This window comes from Bacillus sp. 165 (genome assembly GCF_017742235.1).
Taxonomy (GTDB): Bacteria; Bacillota; Bacilli; order Bacillales; family Bacillaceae_G; genus JAGHKQ01.
On sequence record NZ_JAGHKQ010000003.1, the window covers coordinates 147,362 to 166,811 of the forward strand.

Genomic DNA, 19,450 nt, shown 5'->3' on the forward strand with positions numbered 1-19,450 from the left:
CTTTTACTATTCAATTGTAGCCCACATATCCTTTGGATTTAGCTCATAGTTGCCGTTCTCACGATACATAATTCTGTTCATAATAAATTCACGGCGAATCGTGGCAAAGTCTTCATGAAATTTTTTAATATGTTCATTCACTTCGTTTTCCGGATATTTGCGTCCGGTCTCAAACCCTTTAGCAATATGATATAACACAATCAATTTTTTCTTTCGCTGTGCTGGAATCGTCTTTAACCGACCATCTTTAGTCAGAAAGTTTTCTAAAATAGTCTGTTGGTCTATGGATTTCTTTGTCTTCATATCTGTGTTTTCCTTTCCAATAACGAGATTGACTAATGCTTCTGAATAATGTTCAAGTGTGGATTGATGTAAATGAAAATACACTGTATTTTTATCTCTTCGCTCTTTTACAATATTAATTTCTTTTAACTTTGTCAGGTGATGCGAAATAGTAGGAGGAGTTAAACCTAACATGCCAGCAAGGGCTTGCCCGTGTTTTGGACCGTTTGAAAGTAGCACAAGGATACGAATACGCGTCGGATCGCCCATTATTTTATGAAATTGAACGAGTTTATCTAGCTGCAAAATAGCACCTCCTTTCAGACATTAGACTATTATCTAATTAGATAATAGTCTAATGTCTGAAAATAAGCAATACAAAAAAACAAGTTGTTTAATTTCACATACCGAATTGAATGATATTTATAAAACAGATGAAACTAGACTAGAATGGAGGGCAAAGCATGAGTACTCAAAAAAAGAAAAAAAGGTTTGAAGTGCTGCACAATGAGAGCATTGAACAATGCTTAGAACGCATGAAAAAAGAAGGTTATATGCCTGTTAGAAGGACAGAAGAACCGATTTTTCATGAAGTTGAAAAAGAAGGAAAAACGATTATAGAACCATGCGGCAGAACTATTGTATTTGAAGGAAAGCTGTTCGATGCATGACAAAGCGGATAGGTGATAAGCCTATCCGCTTTGTTGAGAGTATTAGAATCGTCCATAGCCTAAGAAATGCTCAGTATTGTAGCTGCTGTATACACTGCTAATAGCAATTCCTTTACTAGAAGCGTGAATAAATTGACCCTTGCCTAAATAGATTCCGATATGAGAGGGGCCAGATTTATAGGTATTTTAAAAAAATACAAGATCTACTGGAACAGGATGGCGTACTTGTTGTACTGAATTCCAGTAGCCTTCGGTTGTTTGACGCTCACCGTCTACTCCGTTATGACTGTATACCCAATATATGAAACCACTGCAATCAAAGCCGCCATTTGTGGGAGTTGAAGAGCCCCAAATATAGGGTAAGCCTATATATTGTTTAGCATAATCGATAAGCTCTTTTTCTGTTTCTGGGGAATACTGCCCGTCTTCTGGAAAACTATTATCTTTAAACAATTCATTATGGGAAGCTTCCGCATCTGTAATAGCAGTTTGTAATTCCAATGCCTTTTGTTCCAACACTCGTAATCGTTCCTCTTTTTCTGTTCGTTGCAAGGTTAATGATGCTTGCAGCTGTTGCAGCTGTGTTTGTGCTTCAAGCAAAGAAGTTTTGTTTTCCTGCAAATGTATTTGCTGCTATTTTAATTTGAACTGATCGTGTTTTTGTACCTTTAACATATCATTGTCTGATTTAAAAAGAGCAGTCACAGCGTGCATACGTTCTAATAAATTTGTAATACTGGTGGAATGTAATAGTACTTCGGCTACAAGTGTTCGTTTAGGCTGTTCTTGCATCGCAATAATTCGATTTTTTATAATTTCCTGTCGCTTTTCTATTTTTTCTTCTAAGAGTGCAATGGAGCTTTGTTTGGCAACAATTCCATTTTGAATTTCTTGTATGTTTAGTTTCGTTTCCTCTAATTCTTTTTCATTACTAGCAATGGATGCATTTAATTCCTCCATTGCTCTTTGCATATTTTCAATTTCTTTTTCTAAAGCAGTAAATTGTGATTTTGCATCATGTAGAGTATTTGAAGAAGTAATCGCATCTCGTTCTGCGAAAACAGGTGTAGTCAGCGGTGAGAATATCATCATGCCTAAAAGAAAAGAGCCGGTAATAATAGTTGCCGTTCGTATTTGTTTCAATTTCTTCATGCCTCCGTCTAAAGTATTTCTGTCCTTGTTGTATCATAAAACCGAGACGGGATTAAATAGATACACACAATTTGTAAGGACCTTGTAATGAAACTGCAATGAGATATTGACAATTTCTACACATCACAACAATTACCTTTACGTTAATTTGGCATCTCGATATAAAAAGGAAAATAAGAATAAAGGATTTGTAGGCATATGAAATAATTCATACTCACAATAAAAATCTACTAATCAAAAAACGCGAAACTTGAAGAATAGTTTATCCCTTACACAAGAATGAATCGAATTTTTGTACATATAATGATGATGAAAGTATCTTCACCAATTCTCCATCAAGGGGGTAGCATCATGAAATTCTTGTCGTACCTCACATTTGTTTTATTGGTTATTGGAGGATTAAATTGGTTGTTTGTGGCTTTGGATTACAATGTTGTTGAAGAACTGTTTGGAGAGTCTTCCGGTCTTACTGATACAGTGTATTGGCTTGTTGGGCTTTCCGCGTTGTATCAAATTTATGAGCGTTTTTTCACAAGTAAATAGCCATTATATTTATAATTTCTAACTTTAAGTGTTAAGCGCATAGCTTGACACTTTTTTATTATGATAAAAAGGAAACAAGCTGCACTATTCTTCATGAAAACAAGAGCTAGTGTACAATGAGTAAAAATTTTCAGAAAATTGATTGTAAAATTAGTATAGATGGAGTATAGTAAAAATTAAAATTTGGTCTATATGTAACTGGCGCAGCATAGAAAATCACGGGGGAGCATATGGGCAATCCGCCGCGCGCTTGGGCAAGCACTTGGTCACTCTTTATCAAGTGCTTTTTGTCTTATATGAGGGTGTTAAAAATATGTAAGGGAAGGAAGATGTACAAATTATCTGGAAGTATACTACATGTAATTTCTTTAGAAAGACTGTTGACCATTTATTATGAAGTGAATTATAATTCGAAAAATCTAAATGTTGAGTAAAATTAGGATGGGGGATTATTATGGAACGAGTATACAATTTTTCAGCCGGCCCTTCTGTACTGCCGATTCCTGTATTAGAAACAGCACAAAAAGAAATGATTGTATATAAAAATAGCGGTATGTCGGTGATGGAGATGAGCCATCGCTCTAGTGATTACCACACTATTATCTCAGAAGCACAGTCGTTGCTTCGTGAGTTAATGAACATTCCTCATAATTATAAAGTATTATTTTTACAAGGCGGAGCCTCCTTGCAATTTTCAATGATCCCGCTTAATTTGCTCCGCAATAGCAAAAAGGCTGATTATATTCATACTGGTTCATGGTCAAAGAAAGCGATTTCCGAAGCCAAGAAATTTGGTGAAATTCGCATTGCTGCTTCTTCTGAAGATAAACAATTTACATACATTCCTGATATTTCTCCTGACATGATTGACCCTCAAGCTGATTACATTCATATCACCACGAATAACACCATTGAAGGAACTGTGTATTCAAATATACCAAACACGGGTACTGTCCCTCTTGTGGCAGACATGTCGTCCAACATTCTATCCGAAGTCATTGACGTTTCTCAATTTGGAGTAATTTATGCAGGAGCGCAGAAAAATATTGGTCCTGCTGGCGTAACGGTTGTGATCATTCGAAACGACTTAATAGGCCATGCACCGGCTTTTTGTCCAGCCATGCTTGATTATCGCATTCACGATGAAAACGATTCCTTATATAATACACCACCCACATATGGAATTTATATGGCGAAGCTCGTTTTTGAATGGCTGAAGGATTTCGGAGGAGTTTCAGCCATTGAAGCCTTGAATCGTAAAAAAGCAGCATTGCTTTACGATTTCTTGGATGAATCTAAATTATTCAGCTCTCCGGTAGAAAGAAAGCATCGTTCTCTTATGAATATTCCGTTTAGTGCAGCAACAGATGCATTAAATATGATCTTTTTAAAAGAAGCTGCTGCAGCCGGACTCGTTAATTTAAAAGGACACCGTACAGTAGGGGGAATGAGAGCAAGTATTTATAATGCAATGCCTATTGAAGGTGTGCAGGCATTAGTGCAATTTATGAAGGCATTTGAGCAAAATCACATCTATAAGGGGGCACTTAGCAATGTATAAGATTCAAACGTTGAACCATATAGCAAAATGTGGCTTAGCTGTATTTCCAGAAGAGAGATATGAAATCACAGAAAATGAAACAGATCCGGACGGTATGTTATTACGCAGTTATGCCATGCACAATATAGATTTTTCTTCAAATTTAAAAGCAATCGCAAGAGCTGGTGCCGGTGTCAACAACATCCCAGTTGACAAATGTACAGAAAGAGGAATTGTTGTATTTAATACTCCTGGTGCTAACGCAAATGCAGTCAAAGAACTCGTGCTCGCAAGTCTAATGTTATCCTCACGTAATTTGTTGGAAGGGATTCAATGGGCTAAAACGTTGCAAGGACAAGGAGAAGCGGTTCCTAAGCTTGTGGAAACAGGAAAAAAAGAATATGTCGGAACAGAGATTAAATATAAAAAGCTTGGAATTATTGGATTAGGGGCTATCGGTGCGTTAGTGGCCAATGATGCATTGGCGCTGGAAATGGAAGTAGTAGGGTATGACCCTTATGTATCAGTTGAAACGGCTTGGCGTTTATCTCGTCAAGTACAGCGTGCCATGAGCGTGGAGCAAATTTATGCAACCTGTGACTATATTACAATTCATGTCCCATTAACACAGCAAACAAAGGGTATGCTGAATGGGGATGCGTTTCGTTTAATGAAAAAAGGTGTACGTATTTTTAACTTTTCAAGGGGAGAGCTTGTAAATGAACATGATTTAGCACAAGCAATTGAACAGGGCATTGTCGCAAATTATGTGACAGATTTTCCAAATGATAATGTCTTACATATGAAGCGTGTCATTTCGATTCCGCATCTCGGAGCGTCTACGTATGAATCGGAAGAAAACTGCGCGATTATGGCAGCAAAACAGTTAAAGGATTATCTTGAAACAGGGAACATTAAAAATTCTGTTAACTATCCTAATGTCGAACTTCCTTATGCAGGGCAGCGCCGCATTACAGTAGCGCACGAAAACGTTCCGAACATGGTTGGACAAATTACATCTCTATTGGCAGAGGTGAAAATTAATATTGCAGATATGATTAATCGAAGCCGCGGGAATTGGGCATATACGCTGATTGATATTGATAACCATCTAAATAAAGATTTAAGAGAATTAGAACGAAAGCTGCAAGCGATCAAAGGAACAGTCGCTGTTCGAATCATTTAAGGAAAGAAGGGGAGTCCAATGGCAATTATCAAACCGTTCCGAGCCATTCGTCCAGTTCCGCATCTAGCGCAGCAAGTCGCGGCTTTGCCTTACGATGTGATGAACAGTGAGGAGGCTCGGGAGCTGGCAAAATATAATCCATATTCGTTTTTGCATGTTGATAAGGCAGAAATCGATTTAGATTCGTCCATTTCTGTGTATGATGAACGCGTGTATGAAAAAGCGAAGGAAAACCTTGAGCAAATGATTCGTGATGAGGTTTTCATTCAAGAGGAAAACCCTTGTTTATATATTTACCAGCTTAGTATGAACAATAGCTCTCAAACAGGAATCGCTTGCTGTACTTCTATTGATGACTACCTCAATAACACCATAAAAAAACACGAACATACAAGGCCAGAAAAAGAGCTCGATCGCATTCGACATGTAGATGCATGCAACGCTAATACAGGTCCCATCTTTATGACTTATCGTTATAATCAACGTATCCAAGACATAGTAGCAAACTGGATACAGAATCATTCTCCGTTGTTCCAGTTTACTGCTGAAGATGGTGTCACTCATGCTTTATGGACGATTGACGAAGCGACAACTATCAGGAACGTAACTGAACTATTTCTGCAAGTAGATGCATTGTATATCGCTGATGGACATCACCGCTCTGCATCTGCTGTAAAGGTAGGACTCAAGCGCAGGGAACAATATCCTACTTATACGGGAGAAGAAGAGTTCAATTTCTTTTTGTCTGTAATATTTCCTGCCAATGAGTTGCACATTTTGGATTACAATCGGATTGCTAAAGACTTAAATGGATTAAGCGTAGATGAGCTACTACAAGAGGTAGCAAAAGAATTTTTTGTCACAACAGCAGCAACCTCGCCATTTCGGCCAACGGAAAAGCATTCATTTGGTATGTATATTGACGGTACATGGTACCACTTGCGTGCGAAAGAAGGAATATTCAATCCTACTGATCCGGTGGGACGATTAGATGTAAGTATTTTACAAACACGGCTGCTTTCACCTATATTAGGGATTACAGATCCACGCATAGATAAAAGGATTGATTTTATAGGAGGCATACGAGGATTACATGCATTAGAAGCAGCAGTGGATTCCAAAGAATGGGCAGTTGCTTTTTCCATGCACCCGACAACTATGGATGATTTGCTTACAATTGCGGATGCAGCAGAAGTTATGCCTCCAAAATCTACATGGTTTGAACCAAAGCTTCGCAGTGGCATTATTATTCACTCTTTATCGTAGTAAAAAAATGAGGGCCTCCGTAAAGGAAGCTCTCATTTTTTATTCGCTTGGCAAAATGTTTGGTGCATCGCGATTGATAATTTGCTGTTCTGTTAACCATTTTTTCTCCTTTACAGTCGCTTCGTTCAATCCTTTAAAGCGGTACCCGCGTTTTTTTAACTCTTGAATGACAGCTGGTAATGCTTCAGAAGCAGTGCGGGAGGTATCCTCCATAACAATTACAGCGATCGGCTGAGATGCAATTTGTGTAAGAATAGTGTTTACGATACGTTCTTTTGACAGTGATTCTGTTTGAACGCATGCTACATTCCAATCTAAATACGAAACACCTTCTTTACGCAAATAATGCTTAACCATCATCCGGTTGCTTTCAGAGGAATGCTTTGTTTCGGAACCATCAGGAAATCGGTATAGCTCTGTATTAACCTTAGATGATAACTCCTGTAACTCATATCGGTTTTTCTCAAAATCAGAAATAAAGGTATGAATACTTCCATACATATCATAATCATGCTTCCAGGAATGCAACCCTACAGTATGTCCATCAGCAAGTATTTGTTTCACTATCTCGGGTTTGGCAGCAGCCACGCTTCCAATCGGAAAAAACGTTGCTTTTACTCCTTCTTTTTTTAAGGTTTGCAATATAAACGAAGTGTTCGCAGATGGGCCATCATCAAACGTTAAAAATACAGTAGGAGAGATTTCTTCAGCTTTCGAAACAGTAATGGAAGAGAAGAAATAACATATGCTAAGCAATATTACATGAATAAGCCGTATTTTTTTCATACGCAGCACCTTTCCTCATTTTTTATTATCGTTTGATGAAAGCGTATATAATAAACATCCTTTCATGCATTTATAAACAAAATCAGCTGCGGGGCAGCTGATTTTGTTTATAACGCAACATCTTTTTTTGAATGTTTACGAATTGTCCAAATAGCAGAACCAATAGTAATGACAAGAATAATACCATACGTAAAGAACAAGATGCTATTATTTACATGCAATGCGTTTAACAAGGTGCGTGCATTGCTTAAAATAATAAGGCTTCCAACAATAATACCAAGCAGATAGGAGGGGATGATACGTACGAACCAAGCCGCGATCGGGGCAGCGATTACACCTCCAATCATTAAAGAAAACACCCAAAACCAATTCATTTGCTCCCAACCAAGCGAAATAAGAAATCCGGCAGTAGCGGAAAGTGCTACAGGAAACTCGCTTGTGTCGACTGAGCCGATAACCTTTCGTGCTTCGCTTCCTTTTCGGGCTAATAAAACTGGAGTTGTAATCGGTCCCCATCCACCTCCGCCTGTAGAATCAACAAATCCTGCAAGAAATCCAAGGGGAATCAATTGTTTTGCTGTCAATGGCTTTCCTTTTCCATGACTTGCTTGTGATTGGAATAAAAAACGAAACAAAATATACACACCAAGAATAAGCAAAAAGATCGAAATATATGGCTTTACGAGTTCACCAGGCAGGTTACTTAGGAAACATGCCCCTAGAAAAGCTCCTATAGATCCTGGAATAATCAGACGATATACGGTGTGTTTATCCACGTTACCGAATCGAATATGAGCTGCACCAGATGCAGCAGTTGTGACCACCTCCGCAAAATGGACGGAAGCAGAAGCAACTGCAGGAGCAATTCCGAACATCAGCAAAAGAGAAGACGAAGTTAAACCGTATGCCATCCCGAGAGCCCCATCAATTAACTGAGCTAAAAATCCAATAAACGCAAATACGAGCAGTCGTTGCATATGTCACCCTCATTTCCATGAAGTAGATAAGCATACAATATGCTTTTTTAATGCAGAAAAAGAAAAGGCTCCAAACCTCTTATAACGGGGAATAAGAGAATGGGAGCCTTCGGTTTTCCAATCAGCTGTGTATTGTTTGAAAATTATAATTATATGATATGTATTATAATGCCTATTAATCCTATATTTCAACTATGTTTTATTTTTTTTTTTTTTATATTTTTCATCCGAAAGTGAACCATACTATTGTTAAAAGAAAGGAGCAATCATCATGTATAGATTGTATACACATAATGATTTAGATGGAGTGGGATGTGCGATTCTTGCTACGCTTGCTTTTAAAGATAAAGCTGATATCCGGTATAACTCGGTTAACTCTCTAGACGATCAAATCGAGAAGTTTTTAGAAAAGAAAGAACCAACAGAATGTCTATATATTACAGATTTATCTGTACATAAAGACAATGAGGAGAAACTACAGCGGTATTTTTCAAAAAAGAAAAACGTTCAACTTATCGATCATCATAAGAGTGCCCTTCATTTAGACAAATATGACTGGGCGAACGTACAAGTACAATACGAGGACGGACGCTTGGCATCTGCAACTTCTCTGTTTTATGACTACTTACTTGAACATAACATGCTTGAGGATCAATCTTCTATAGCTGAATTTGTAGAGTTGGTCCGTCAATATGATACGTGGGAATGGGATAAAAATGATAACTATAAAGCCAAACAGTTGAATGATTTATTTTTTCTTCTTTCTATTGAAGAATTTCATAAAAAAATGACAGCCCGTCTTCAAATGAATGACCATTTTTCTTTCGATGAGTTTGAAGAAAAAATTTTAGAAATGGAAAGTGAAAAAATTGAACGATACATGTATAGAAAAAAACGAGAAATGAAGCAAACATTTATTGGCGATTATTGCGTAGGGGTAGTGTATGCTGAATCGTACCATTCTGAGCTGGGAAACGAATTAGGAAAGCTTAATCCGCATCTTGATTATATCGCTATTGTAAACATGGGGAGTAAAAAGCTAGGATTTCGAACGATTCATGATACTGTGGATGTATCAGAAGTTGCAGCACAATTGGGAGGAGGAGGGCATGCAAAAGCAAGCGGGTGCTCCTTAACAGAAGAAGCTTATCGTGATTATGTTTCAAAACCGTTTCACCTTGAACCTGTAAAACAAGATGCAGAGAAAAATGTATATAATATAAAAGCATCTGCACATGGAGCACTATATGAAAATAGACAAGAGGACAAAACTTTTATCTATCCAACTAAAGAAAATACATGGAAGATTGAACACAATGGGAATGTACTGAAAGAGACGTTTTCTTCATTTCAAGAAGCAGAGCGGCATGTCAAACGTTTTCATGCTTCTTGGCTTGTTCATGACGAAATCTTTGTTGCATTTTTACTTCATCACGTGTCGAAATCAAGAGTACACTCGAACCTAAGTGAAAAGTGATAGAAAAATAAGAATTGACTGAATATAAATTTATGTGCTATATTAAATGTTGGAAAATGGTAATAATTTGCAAGAGGTCTTTACAATAATAGGCCCCGTTTGAAAAACATTAGCACTTGAACGTAACAGTATGCACACGTCACCAATTCTCGGAGGCATGTGCTTTTTCTATTAATAAACCTACAACACATACATAGGGGGCTCCCATGAAAAAAGCTATCGCATTCCCAAGCGTAACGATTATTTTTTTATTAGCATTATTATTCTATCAAAATATGAACATGCAAACATCTCTACCAAGTAAAGGATGGAGCCGTTCTGTAACGATGGACATACAATCGGAATATTTGGCAAAGCCCATATTAAAGAAAGCTGGAAATGTGTATGAGATATATGTTCCGCGAGGACAAGGCATTGCACATGCTACATATGATTCCAAACTTCATATACAAACGAAAGAAAGCATACCGGTTCAAGTACCATCTTTCTCTAATTTGTTCATTCATAATAAACAATTTGTATATTTGAAAGACGGGAATTTAATTTTACATGATGCTGTAAAAGAAACCATACTGGATAAAGAAGTAACAAGCTTCGGTTTTAATAAAGAACAACTTATCTATTGGAAAGAGAATCGAGCATTCGAACTGGATACAATAAAATGGGAAAGTCGGCTGCTAGCTGAATTTTCATCACCAATAAGAAATATAGTATTTGATGTGTCCTCACCCTCATTTCTTATTGTACTGCAAGAAACAGATCTAACCACTAAATTTGTAGTATTTGAACATGAGGCAGAGGGAGGCTACAAACAAACGCAATTGTCTCCTCTTCAACAAATTGGCTCTGAAAAAATGCAAGAAGTACTGTTTACACAGGAGGGAAGCAGAGCAACTATTATTTATGGAACCTACAGTTCTGCACAAGGCGTCCGTACATATAGAGCTTACGAATGGCAAGTGGATATGAACGAGCCTCTACAAGCGCCAACTACCAAATTGATTAAATTTCGAGATGAAAATAACGGATCTGCTTTTGAAAACCCAAGATATTTACAGGTGAAAAAGAAACAAAACAATTTAGTGATTTTGTTTGCGGCAGACGGGCAAACCGTAGGTAAATTTTACGGCACTAACATATATGAGGCAAAAAAAGAGGGGGATACGTGGAATGCCGGCAGACGAAGCACAACAAATGATGTGGCACTGGAACCATTTTTTATGGGTGATAATGCTATAGGCTGGTATACATTTTCCGGTAAAACCTACTCCTTACACGCTGCTTCCACTGATGCTGGAGTCATTAGTAAAAGTGAAGAGATAACATCGTCTGATTGGAAAAGTACGTTCTACAATACCCTCATGGCATTGTCTGGGAGCTTTATGATTACATTACTTGCCCTTATTTGGGTAATAGCACCGATTGTATTATATATCATTACCTATATTGTCAAAACGAATGAATTTGAAGATAATCGTTTAAAGTGGCTTCCGTATGCATGGATAGGATTATACATAGGATCACAGCTTCTCTTTTTTTATCTTTCGTTCGATAAAAAAAGATTAGTGTTTGCTCCGGAGTATTTAACTTTTACCGGCAGCTTTATTCTCATTCCTATTATTCTTACAGTTCTGTCATGGGGCATGTTAAGGTTTTCTCAACAAGAAGAATGGGGTACGATAAAAAGTGCGTCTTATTTTACAATCGTCAATATTTTACTTTACATGTTTCTACTCGGTCCGTATTTGCTATAGAAAAAAGGCTGGTCGCAGACTAGCCTTTTTTTTGAATAGACATTCCATAGCCTAAGGTTTCATTTGGTGAAATAAGTCTAAAACCGTTATTATAATCAATTTTTAATTTGTTTCCTATGTATTCTTTTGCAAATGCATTCATTTGGATAAATAAGCCGTCTTTTTCATATACAACATCCTCGTGCTTTAATTCATCCACAATCAACGCAAACTCTACAAATAAGCTGCAAGTACCGCTGCTTTGCTCTGCGTGTATCCGAATAATGAGAGGATTGGCATGTATTCTTCTCATTTCCTGTTCCGCGTGTTCAGTCACTGACAATTCCATTGAGAATCCCCTTTCTCGTACTCATATAGTCACAGTATAACGGAAGACTGTACAAACGTACAAAAGGAGATAGGGATATTCAATACAAAAAACGAATTTTTCAATAATTTTCCCAACCTCATAAAAACCTAAACCCCTTGTATTTCCTTGTTTCTGCTCCTATTCATGCTCGTTATTCGAGTATATATTCAGAAATATAACAAAATAAGACTAGAAATAACGATAATTACCCCAATTTACAGACTGTTCTTTATTTCTTATAATTAAGAGTGAAAACAAGTTATCTACAATGTAGAGTAGCTGCATTATATTTGCAGGGGAATTGAGTTTTTCTTATAAGCTATTAGCTCATTATAGTTTTGGTTTCCTCTAATTTGAAGGTGTCCTATCAAAGTGTTCCAAAAATGTGAGGTGAGACTGTGTTACCCAGCCAGCTTTGAGCGGGTGAATATGGGGGGCATGTCAACAGGAATAATAAAATATTTGGCTCCTCTTTTGTTTGAAAATCTGGTGCCAAAGTAATGGTGTGACCCCAAAGCTTCGATGTTCGTTCACAGCTATACAATAAAGAATAGCAATTATTCTTCGCATTTTTTTTCCGGGTGTTCAGTCACTAGTCTGTCTATTGAGTATTTTTCTTCCTCATACTGACATAGTGATATGAGGAAGAATGTGCGTAAAAAAAGAGGTTGTATCGAGAAGAGTGAAGAGGGGACCTTCATGGTAATTACAATAATAAATGTTCGTAAAATTATATATTAGTATGTTACGTTGCGGATTTTAAATTAAAAGCCCAAATTGTAAGGAAATTGAGCTTTTCTTTTTGAATGATTACGTCATTACGGCTTCTGGTTTCTTCAAGCTTGAAATGGTCTTATTAAGTTGCTCCAAAAACAATATGGAACTCTGCGAAAGCTTTTTGGATGTTACCCAGCCAGCCTTGAGAGATTTAACGTGAGGGTCGAGAAGATCTATAGCAATTATGTCACCATTAAGAACATTTAAGTCATGTTTTATTTGAAAATCTGGTGCCAAAGTAATGGCATGACCGGAAGCTACAGTGTTAGTTAAGGTTTGAAAATTAGTAGACGCAAACAAAATTTCTACACGTTGCGTAAATAGACTGCTGAATATCTGCTTATAAATAGGTCCATTAAATATAACAAACCGTTCATTTTGCAAGTCGTTCACCCTAAACGTATCGTAATTCGCTAAATAAGAGTGCTTATTAACGAGTGCTTGTCCTTTTCCCTCTATCAATGGTTCAAATTCTAACTTGCCTCCATATCCTTCTAAACTTTTTTCATTTGCAAGTCCAAAATCAACTGCTTCTTGCTGGATATCCATCATCACTTCTGGTCCCGTCTTTTCAGATATTTCAATCTGAATATCTGGATATGAATTTTTAAATTGTAGTATGGCCTTCATTGCAAGTGGTAGCAGGTCCGGTGCAGAAGAAATTTTTATCTTCTCTTGTGTTGAAGAATTGAAATCTTGAACCTGATTGTGAAACTCTCCTAATTTTAAGAGTATCTCATTTGCCTTTTGTATTAGTTTATTTCCCTGTACTGTTGGGGTTACACCTTGACGTGAACGAGTGAATATTTGAATACCCAATTCTTTTTCTAAGTTTTTGATAGATTGACTAAGAGCGGGTTGTGTAAGATACAAGTTATCTGAAGCTAAGCTCATAGAATTTACTTTTGCAACCTCCACAATATATTTCAGTTGTTCAATATGCATGATGTCATCTCCCTTCTATAAATCTCAATTGTGTATACTATAAATCTCGCTTATGTAAGAGGGGTATAGCAGTTGTTTTTAGTCAAGTATACACTAAAATGAAACTTTTTGAAATATGTCGAATTATAAAAAAATTAGTAAACAGAAATTCAGATAGTGAGTAGTAATTTCCCTTCGTATTTTCTCTTATGTTTGTTCAGTCACTAGTAATTCCATTGCATCCCCCTTCTCCATATGGATATAGTTACATTATGAAAAAAGGTGAAAACGTAAAAAGTGATATTGTATCGAGAAGTTTAAAAAATAATAATCATGATCATAGTAACAAACAACGAAGGCTAAAAATATGTAAAACTATATACCTGGTTACTAACGTTACAAACTTTTATTAAACAGCTCAATTTTTAGAGAAATTGAGCTTTTTTTTTGAAAGATTAAGTCATTATAGTTTTATTTATGCCTTCGAATTTGGTGGTGTCTTTTCAAGGTGTGCCAAAAATAGCATGGAATTCTGCATCAGTTCCTAGCCAACGTTAATCAGTTAAGCTTGGGAGTTAATCAAGTTGATAGGAACAATGGTGTCACATGAACAAAGATACAGTGTTCGCAAATATTTGAAAATTAGTAGCGGTAAACAAGATTTGTACATGTCGCGTAAACAGACTACCGCATGTCTGCATATACATCGCTATATAAAACTAACCGCTCATTTTATAAGTCGTGTACCGTAACTCGTTAAAAAAGAATGTTTATTAACAAGCGCTTTTACTTTTCTATTCTATAAATCTTACATATGTAAGCAGAGTGTACATAAAATACGTTTGATTTTTCGACAGGAACCTCCGTTTAATTAACATTTACGTAGGAGTGTAGGGGTAATTTATATGTCGAGAATGCAACGCGTACATATATAGGATTTGTTTATACTCAAGTATAAAATGATTTTTTATATTTCTGAATATATTGAATTTAAAGGTGATAACAGTCATAACAGATTAGGATAGGAGAGATGATGCACTTTCTTATATAAGTGCAGATTATAGAACTATAAGCAACCCCTATTATTCGCATTTCAGCATCAATTGTATACTAAATTCAATCCTTTCAAAATTTAGCGAATATTGTATAAATCAGTCATCCTTTATCGGATTTTTGAAGAAATTAGTTGAACTACTAGAAAGGAACATCTAAGGTCATGTTGGGGCAGGATATTTATCCTAGATATGGAAAATCTCTTTGCCTATGTACAACACAACTAGCAAACTAGGTGACTCGCAACTACTTATAGCTGCTTGGACATATAACAGAGGGGGATTAGCATGCAAAAGAAAACATTGAATCGCGTTCTTGCTGGTACATTGACAGCTGGTATGCTGGCATCAGGTTCTGTACCATTTAACGTGTTGGCAAAATCAGATCAGAAATCATCTGCTGATAACGTTGAACAAGTACTTATGAAATTGACGGATGAACAACGAAAAGCATTAGAACAAGTAGAGGCAAAGCCAGGCCTTGTGATTGCACCTACTATTGATACAAGTAGTCCAGAACTGGTAAATGTTATTGTCGAGTTCAATCAAGCTCCGGCAAAAGTGGAAGTGATGAAGCAAGCGGCAAAAGGGTTGCGTATGACTACGAAAGCTGCGGCTGCTAAAGTAGAAGAAGCGCATAGTGAGTTTAAACAAAGCTTCCAATCTTTAAAAAATAAGCGAGATGCAAGCAAACAGTTACAAGAGTCTAAGATTACAAGAGAATATCGTTCCGCTTTCAACGGTGTAGCGATGGCGATTCCAGGAACGGAAATTGAAAATTTATTGGAATCAGGTGTAGTGAAACGTGTATGGAAGGACGATATAATTCAACTTGACCTTCCGGCAGCAACACAATCCGCTTCTGCATCCAAAATGATGGACAGCATCCCTCAAATCGGAGTGGACAAGCTTCATGCAGAAAAGGTAACAGGAAAAGGCATTAAAGTCGGCGTATTAGATACAGGAATTGACTACAACCATCCTGATTTAAAATATGCGTATCAAGGATTCCGCGCTAGCTTCGGCGACCCGAAAGCAGTAGAGCCTGATATGGTAAAGGGCTGGGACTTTATCGATAACGATGCAGATCCAATGGAAACGACATACAAAGACTGGCAAGCTTCTGGAAAGCCTGAAGTTTCATCCTCGGGTTCTGCATATTACACAGAGCATGGTACACACGTATCCGGTACGATTGCGGGAGAACAAAAAAATACTGTGGACTACGCGGTAAAAGGAGTAGCCCCTGATGTAGACCTATACGGCTATCGCGTCCTTGGTCCATATGGTTCTGGTGCTACCTCAGGTGTTCTTGCAGGTATCGATAAGGCCGTTTCAGACGGAATGGATGTTATTAACCTGTCATTAGGTGGTGGTGAAAATGACCCGCTAGATCCGACATCTGTAGCGATTAACAACGCAATGCTCTCTGGTGTAGTAGCAGTTGTGGCGGCAGGAAACAACGGTCCAAACGAACAAACACTTCATTCTCCAGGCACAGCTGCCCTTGGTATTACGGTTGGCGCAAGTGATTTTGCGATGGACATTCCAACCTTTACTTCCATGACGGCAGGAGACCAAACCTTTGAAAATGTGAAGCTGTTAGGCAAAAGCTTTTCCGATAAATTGGAAAATTTACAAAACCAATCTCTCCCTGTTGAATTTGTAGGACTTGGAAAACCAGAGGACGTTACAGGTAAAGACTTGACTGGCAAAATCGCTTTAATACAACGTGGTGAAATCACATTTGTTGATAAAATCAAAAATGCAGCAAAAGCCGGTGCCAAAGCTGTCATCGTCTATAACAATGTAGATGGGGAAATTCCTTCTTATTTAGGAGAAGCAGTAGGGCTGATTCCTTCGTTCCGCTTAACAAAAGCAGATGGCGAACGCTTAAAAGCATTAGGCAATAATGCATCTCTTACATTCGGAACATTAGCAAGCACAAAAACAGAAGGCGATACGCTGGCAAGCTTCAGCTCTCGCGGTCCTGTAGGCACCACGTATGATATTAAACCGGATGTCGTAGCACCAGGGGTAGCGATTTTCTCTACGATTCCTGAATATATTAACAGCCCGCAAGAGGGAGTAGATTACACGAATGCGTACGCGCGTCTGCAAGGAACGTCGATGGCGACTCCTCACGTGGCAGGGGTAGCGGCATTGATTTTGCAATCACATCCAGGCTATACTCCATTTGATGTAAAAGCAGCTTTAATGAATACGTCAGTAGACCTAAAAGGCAATAACTCCGTATTTGAACAAGGTGCAGGACGTATCGATGCGTACAATGCGGTGCATACAGATATCGCTATTAAAGTGATGGATACGACAGAAAATGTAGAAAACAACCAAATCGTAGAAATTCCAAATGAAACCGGTTCGATTTCTTTTGGAAGTTATTACAAGCCGGTAACTGGTTCAATTGAAGACAGCCGCAAGATGGTCATCAAAAACCGCGGAGAAGAAGATAAAACATTCAACGTAGAAGTAGAGTACCACGGTGAACGTACAGGCATTAAAGATGCAGTAGCGAATGGTATCAAGTTGGACGTACCAAGCAGCATCACAGTTGCAGGCGGCAAAACGGGAAGCATGCAGCCAAAGATTACCGTTCCTCAAAGTGCGGCAGAAGGTCGCTATGAAGGGTATATCCATGTGACAAATGCAAGTAATCCAAACGAAACATACCAAATTCCATTTGCTATCCGTGTAACTGAACGAGGAATTCAGTCACTCAAAACAAATAGATTGACAATGGCAACTTACACAGCAAATTGGCAGTACTATACTCCAGTGCTGAAGGCATTATTCACATTAAAAAGCCCAATGAAAACATTGGATCTCATCGTGAGGGACAATAAAACAGGAAAAGCGATTGGATTCGTGCAAAGCTTTAATGTAGAGAATGCGAAACCTGGTATAGAGTATGGTGTCTTAAGTGCCTTTACTGGGAATGTTTTTCCATTCACCAATGACCCAGCACATCCAATTTCAGATACTTCGATGGTAGTTCCTGAAGGTGAGTACACGCTGGAAGCGATTGGACATGATGCAGAAGGAAAATCATATTCTGCTGGCTCTCTTTTGTTTATTGACAACACAAAACCAGAAATGGATACGGAAGTAAAGCCGGGTGTATACGAACTAAACGATTCTATGTACACAGAAAAATTTGGCCATAAAGCGTTTTGGTCACACGCTAAAGTAACAGACGATTTAATTCCTGTATTGCAATCAAAAGGGTTGGATTATAATCAAGGCAAAAACGAGTTATATTTTGCCGAGGGTTCTCGTCCTTACTATGGAAGCTCTTTGGCATTAGATTCCAATGGAGAAACAGACTTCGGTGTAGAACCATCTGATATCGCAAACGGACCATATTATTTAAGCTTTGCTGCTTCTGACGTAGCGCTGAATGTAAATTACAAAAAGTATATTTATGTGAAAGAAGGAACGGAGTACCTTACTTCTAACTACGACAAGAAAGAGGTGAAATTAGGAGATACCGTTAAGGTAACACTAAGCCTCAACAATGTGAAAAATCTTGTGTCAGGAGCATATGGTATACAGTATAATTCTGATCTATTTACGTTTAAAAATGTAAAATTAAATAAAGCTGCGGCACAATATGCGAAGCAAAATGGATTAGAAACAGTGGTGAACGAACCTGTGTTCAAAGGAGCTGGTGCTACTGCCTCTGTAACATTAGGAGCTTCGTTACAAGCAGAGGGATTTGCAGGTTTGAACGGAGATATGCCGTTCCTAGATGTTACGTTTAAGGTAACAGGAGATGAGTGGTATTTAGGAACTGCTGACGTAAAAGTGACAACATCGACTTATACGAAAGCAGGCGCATCGAAGGCAACAACTCTTCCATATTACAGTACAGCTACCTTTGATCTTGTAACTAAGCATACGAAAATACAGGGAGCGATTTTACCGGAAGCATTTACAAAAAAATATCTAGCAGGCTTGGGATTAAATTTATCAGCATATGATTTTACTAAAATCGGTGCAAAGGTATACGCGTTATCTCCAAGCGGCGAGAAATATAAAGGAACTATCGATAACAAAGGAACATTTATAATTTTAGGCGTGCCGGCAACTGGAGAACAATATACAGTTGTTGTAGATGTACCGGGACATTTAAAAACGCATTTCAACGTTATTCCTGGTGTGGCTCATAAAGGTTCATATTACGGTCGATTCATGAACATAGGGACTCAGAACCTCGGTCTTGCTGGTGATGTGAATGGAGATAGATTAATTGATATCCGAGATGTGAAAAATGTTGTTGAGGCATATGGTACGCAAGATGCAACTATTGTTAAGCAAGACATTAATCAAGACGGTGTAGTGAATGAGACAGATGTTCGCTATATCGAGAAAAACTTCTTAGCAAAAGGTCCTGATGCGTTAAGCATACAAGAACCGCAAGAAACAATCAGTAAAAAAGGATTAGCATACTTCTTAAACTTAATTGGTCTTACGCCAAAGAATTAATAGAAAAGAGATGTCCTACGGGGCATCTCTTTTTTTATTTTCGGTATTCCGAAGATCATAAAGTATTATCGTCTTTTATATAAGTTTCGCTTATACAATAATAAGCAACGCCTATTATTCGTATTGCATTATCAATTGTATAATGAATTCAATCCTTTCGAAATTTAGCGAATTTTGTATAAACAAGTCATCATTTATCAAATTCCAA

General features: G+C 37.7%; 14 protein-coding genes and 1 pseudogene. 8 read left to right on the plus strand and 7 right to left on the minus strand.

Going from position 1 to position 19,450, the window contains the following annotated elements; all coding sequences use genetic code 11:
* Positions 1-6: 6 nt before the first annotated feature.
* Entirely contained in the window at positions 7-588 is a 582-nt protein-coding gene (locus J7Q84_RS05715; RefSeq protein ID WP_209093500.1) for a DUF2087 domain-containing protein, read from the minus strand.
* A 158-nt stretch (positions 589-746) separates the two neighbouring features.
* Here J7Q84_RS05715 and J7Q84_RS05720 point away from each other — a divergent pair, with 158 nt between their 5' ends.
* Positions 747-953, plus strand: a complete 207-nt coding sequence (locus tag J7Q84_RS05720; RefSeq protein WP_209093502.1) for an NETI motif-containing protein — start codon at positions 747-749, stop codon at positions 951-953.
* Positions 954-995: 42 nt separating this feature from the next.
* On the opposite strand, the pseudogene J7Q84_RS18290 reads toward J7Q84_RS05720, so the two are convergent.
* Both J7Q84_RS18290 and J7Q84_RS05735 read right to left on the minus strand, forming a co-directional pair.
* Positions 996-1,400 (minus strand): annotated as a pseudogene (locus J7Q84_RS18290) (C40 family peptidase); the annotation flags it as partial.
* Positions 1,401-1,586: 186 nt separating this feature from the next.
* The gene (locus J7Q84_RS05735; protein WP_209093506.1) at positions 1,587-2,096 is read right to left on the minus strand and encodes a coiled-coil domain-containing protein; all 510 of its coding nucleotides are present in this window, start codon (positions 2,094-2,096) and stop codon (positions 1,587-1,589) included.
* Positions 2,097-2,456: 360 nt separating this feature from the next.
* Between J7Q84_RS05735 and J7Q84_RS05740 the strand changes: the two genes are divergently transcribed.
* From J7Q84_RS05740 to J7Q84_RS05755, 4 genes are all read left to right on the plus strand, one after another.
* Entirely contained in the window at positions 2,457-2,648 is a 192-nt protein-coding gene (locus J7Q84_RS05740; protein ID WP_209093507.1) for a DUF378 domain-containing protein, read from the plus strand.
* Between the two features lie 454 nt (positions 2,649-3,102).
* Positions 3,103-4,209, plus strand: coding sequence for a 3-phosphoserine/phosphohydroxythreonine transaminase (gene serC, locus J7Q84_RS05745; RefSeq protein ID WP_209093509.1), 1,107 nt, complete (start codon positions 3,103-3,105; stop codon positions 4,207-4,209).
* A complete protein-coding gene (locus tag J7Q84_RS05750; protein ID WP_209093511.1) occupies positions 4,202-5,374 on the plus strand; it encodes a phosphoglycerate dehydrogenase in 1,173 nt (390 codons plus the stop codon). The genes serC and J7Q84_RS05750 overlap by 8 nt, the downstream gene beginning before the upstream one ends.
* 18 nt (positions 5,375-5,392) lie before the next feature.
* Positions 5,393-6,640 carry a DUF1015 domain-containing protein gene (locus tag J7Q84_RS05755; protein ID WP_209093513.1) on the plus strand — a complete coding sequence of 416 codons (1,248 nt, stop codon included), beginning with the start codon at positions 5,393-5,395 and terminating at the stop codon, positions 6,638-6,640.
* 39 nt (positions 6,641-6,679) lie between these two features.
* On the opposite strand, the gene J7Q84_RS05760 is transcribed toward J7Q84_RS05755, so the two are convergent.
* Both J7Q84_RS05760 and J7Q84_RS05765 read right to left on the minus strand, forming a co-directional pair.
* Positions 6,680-7,426, minus strand: coding sequence for a polysaccharide deacetylase family protein (locus J7Q84_RS05760; protein WP_209093521.1), 747 nt, complete (start codon positions 7,424-7,426; stop codon positions 6,680-6,682).
* A gap of 107 nt (positions 7,427-7,533) precedes the next feature.
* Complete coding sequence (locus tag J7Q84_RS05765; protein WP_209093522.1) at positions 7,534-8,403, minus strand: sulfite exporter TauE/SafE family protein; 870 nt, start codon at positions 8,401-8,403, stop codon at positions 7,534-7,536.
* Positions 8,404-8,674: 271 nt separating this feature from the next.
* Between J7Q84_RS05765 and J7Q84_RS05770 the strand changes: the two genes are divergently transcribed.
* Positions 8,675-9,880: a DHH family phosphoesterase gene (locus J7Q84_RS05770; RefSeq protein WP_209093524.1), complete on the plus strand. Its 1,206-nt coding sequence runs from the start codon at positions 8,675-8,677 to the stop codon at positions 9,878-9,880.
* 206 nt (positions 9,881-10,086) lie between these two features.
* Entirely contained in the window at positions 10,087-11,634 is a 1,548-nt protein-coding gene (locus J7Q84_RS05775; protein WP_209093525.1) for a hypothetical protein, read from the plus strand.
* 19 nt (positions 11,635-11,653) lie between these two features.
* Here the strand turns inward: J7Q84_RS05775 and J7Q84_RS05780 are convergent, their stop codons facing one another.
* Positions 11,654-11,962, minus strand: coding sequence for an iron-sulfur cluster biosynthesis family protein (locus tag J7Q84_RS05780; RefSeq protein ID WP_209093527.1), 309 nt, complete (start codon positions 11,960-11,962; stop codon positions 11,654-11,656).
* A gap of 831 nt (positions 11,963-12,793) precedes the next feature.
* Positions 12,794-13,705 (minus strand): LysR family transcriptional regulator, encoded by a 912-nt coding sequence (locus tag J7Q84_RS05785; RefSeq protein WP_209093529.1) that lies wholly within the window; start codon positions 13,703-13,705, stop codon positions 12,794-12,796.
* 1,319 nt (positions 13,706-15,024) lie between these two features.
* Between J7Q84_RS05785 and J7Q84_RS05790 the strand changes: the two genes are divergently transcribed.
* Positions 15,025-19,242, plus strand: coding sequence for a S8 family serine peptidase (locus tag J7Q84_RS05790; RefSeq protein ID WP_209093531.1), 4,218 nt, complete (start codon positions 15,025-15,027; stop codon positions 19,240-19,242).
* Positions 19,243-19,450: the final 208 nt, after the last annotated feature.

Excerpts from the sequence above, each read along its gene's own strand:
- J7Q84_RS05720 (WP_209093502.1), top strand. The coding sequence starts at position 747 with ATGAGTACTCAAAAAAAGAAAAAAAGGTTTGAAGTGCTGCACAATGAG.
- J7Q84_RS05740 (WP_209093507.1), top strand. The coding sequence starts at position 2,457 with ATGAAATTCTTGTCGTACCTCACATTTGTTTTATTGGTTATTGGAGGA.
- serC (WP_209093509.1), top strand. The coding sequence starts at position 3,103 with ATGGAACGAGTATACAATTTTTCAGCCGGCCCTTCTGTACTGCCGATT.
- J7Q84_RS05750 (WP_209093511.1), top strand. The coding sequence starts at position 4,202 with ATGTATAAGATTCAAACGTTGAACCATATAGCAAAATGTGGCTTAGCT.
- J7Q84_RS05755 (WP_209093513.1), top strand. The coding sequence starts at position 5,393 with ATGGCAATTATCAAACCGTTCCGAGCCATTCGTCCAGTTCCGCATCTA.
- J7Q84_RS05760 (WP_209093521.1), bottom strand. The coding sequence starts at position 7,426 with ATGAAAAAAATACGGCTTATTCATGTAATATTGCTTAGCATATGTTAT.
- J7Q84_RS05765 (WP_209093522.1), bottom strand. The coding sequence starts at position 8,403 with ATGCAACGACTGCTCGTATTTGCGTTTATTGGATTTTTAGCTCAGTTA.
- J7Q84_RS05770 (WP_209093524.1), top strand. The coding sequence starts at position 8,675 with ATGTATAGATTGTATACACATAATGATTTAGATGGAGTGGGATGTGCG.
- J7Q84_RS05775 (WP_209093525.1), top strand. The coding sequence starts at position 10,087 with ATGAAAAAAGCTATCGCATTCCCAAGCGTAACGATTATTTTTTTATTA.
- J7Q84_RS05780 (WP_209093527.1), bottom strand. The coding sequence starts at position 11,962 with ATGGAATTGTCAGTGACTGAACACGCGGAACAGGAAATGAGAAGAATA.
- J7Q84_RS05785 (WP_209093529.1), bottom strand. The coding sequence starts at position 13,705 with ATGCATATTGAACAACTGAAATATATTGTGGAGGTTGCAAAAGTAAAT.
- J7Q84_RS05790 (WP_209093531.1), top strand. The coding sequence starts at position 15,025 with ATGCAAAAGAAAACATTGAATCGCGTTCTTGCTGGTACATTGACAGCT.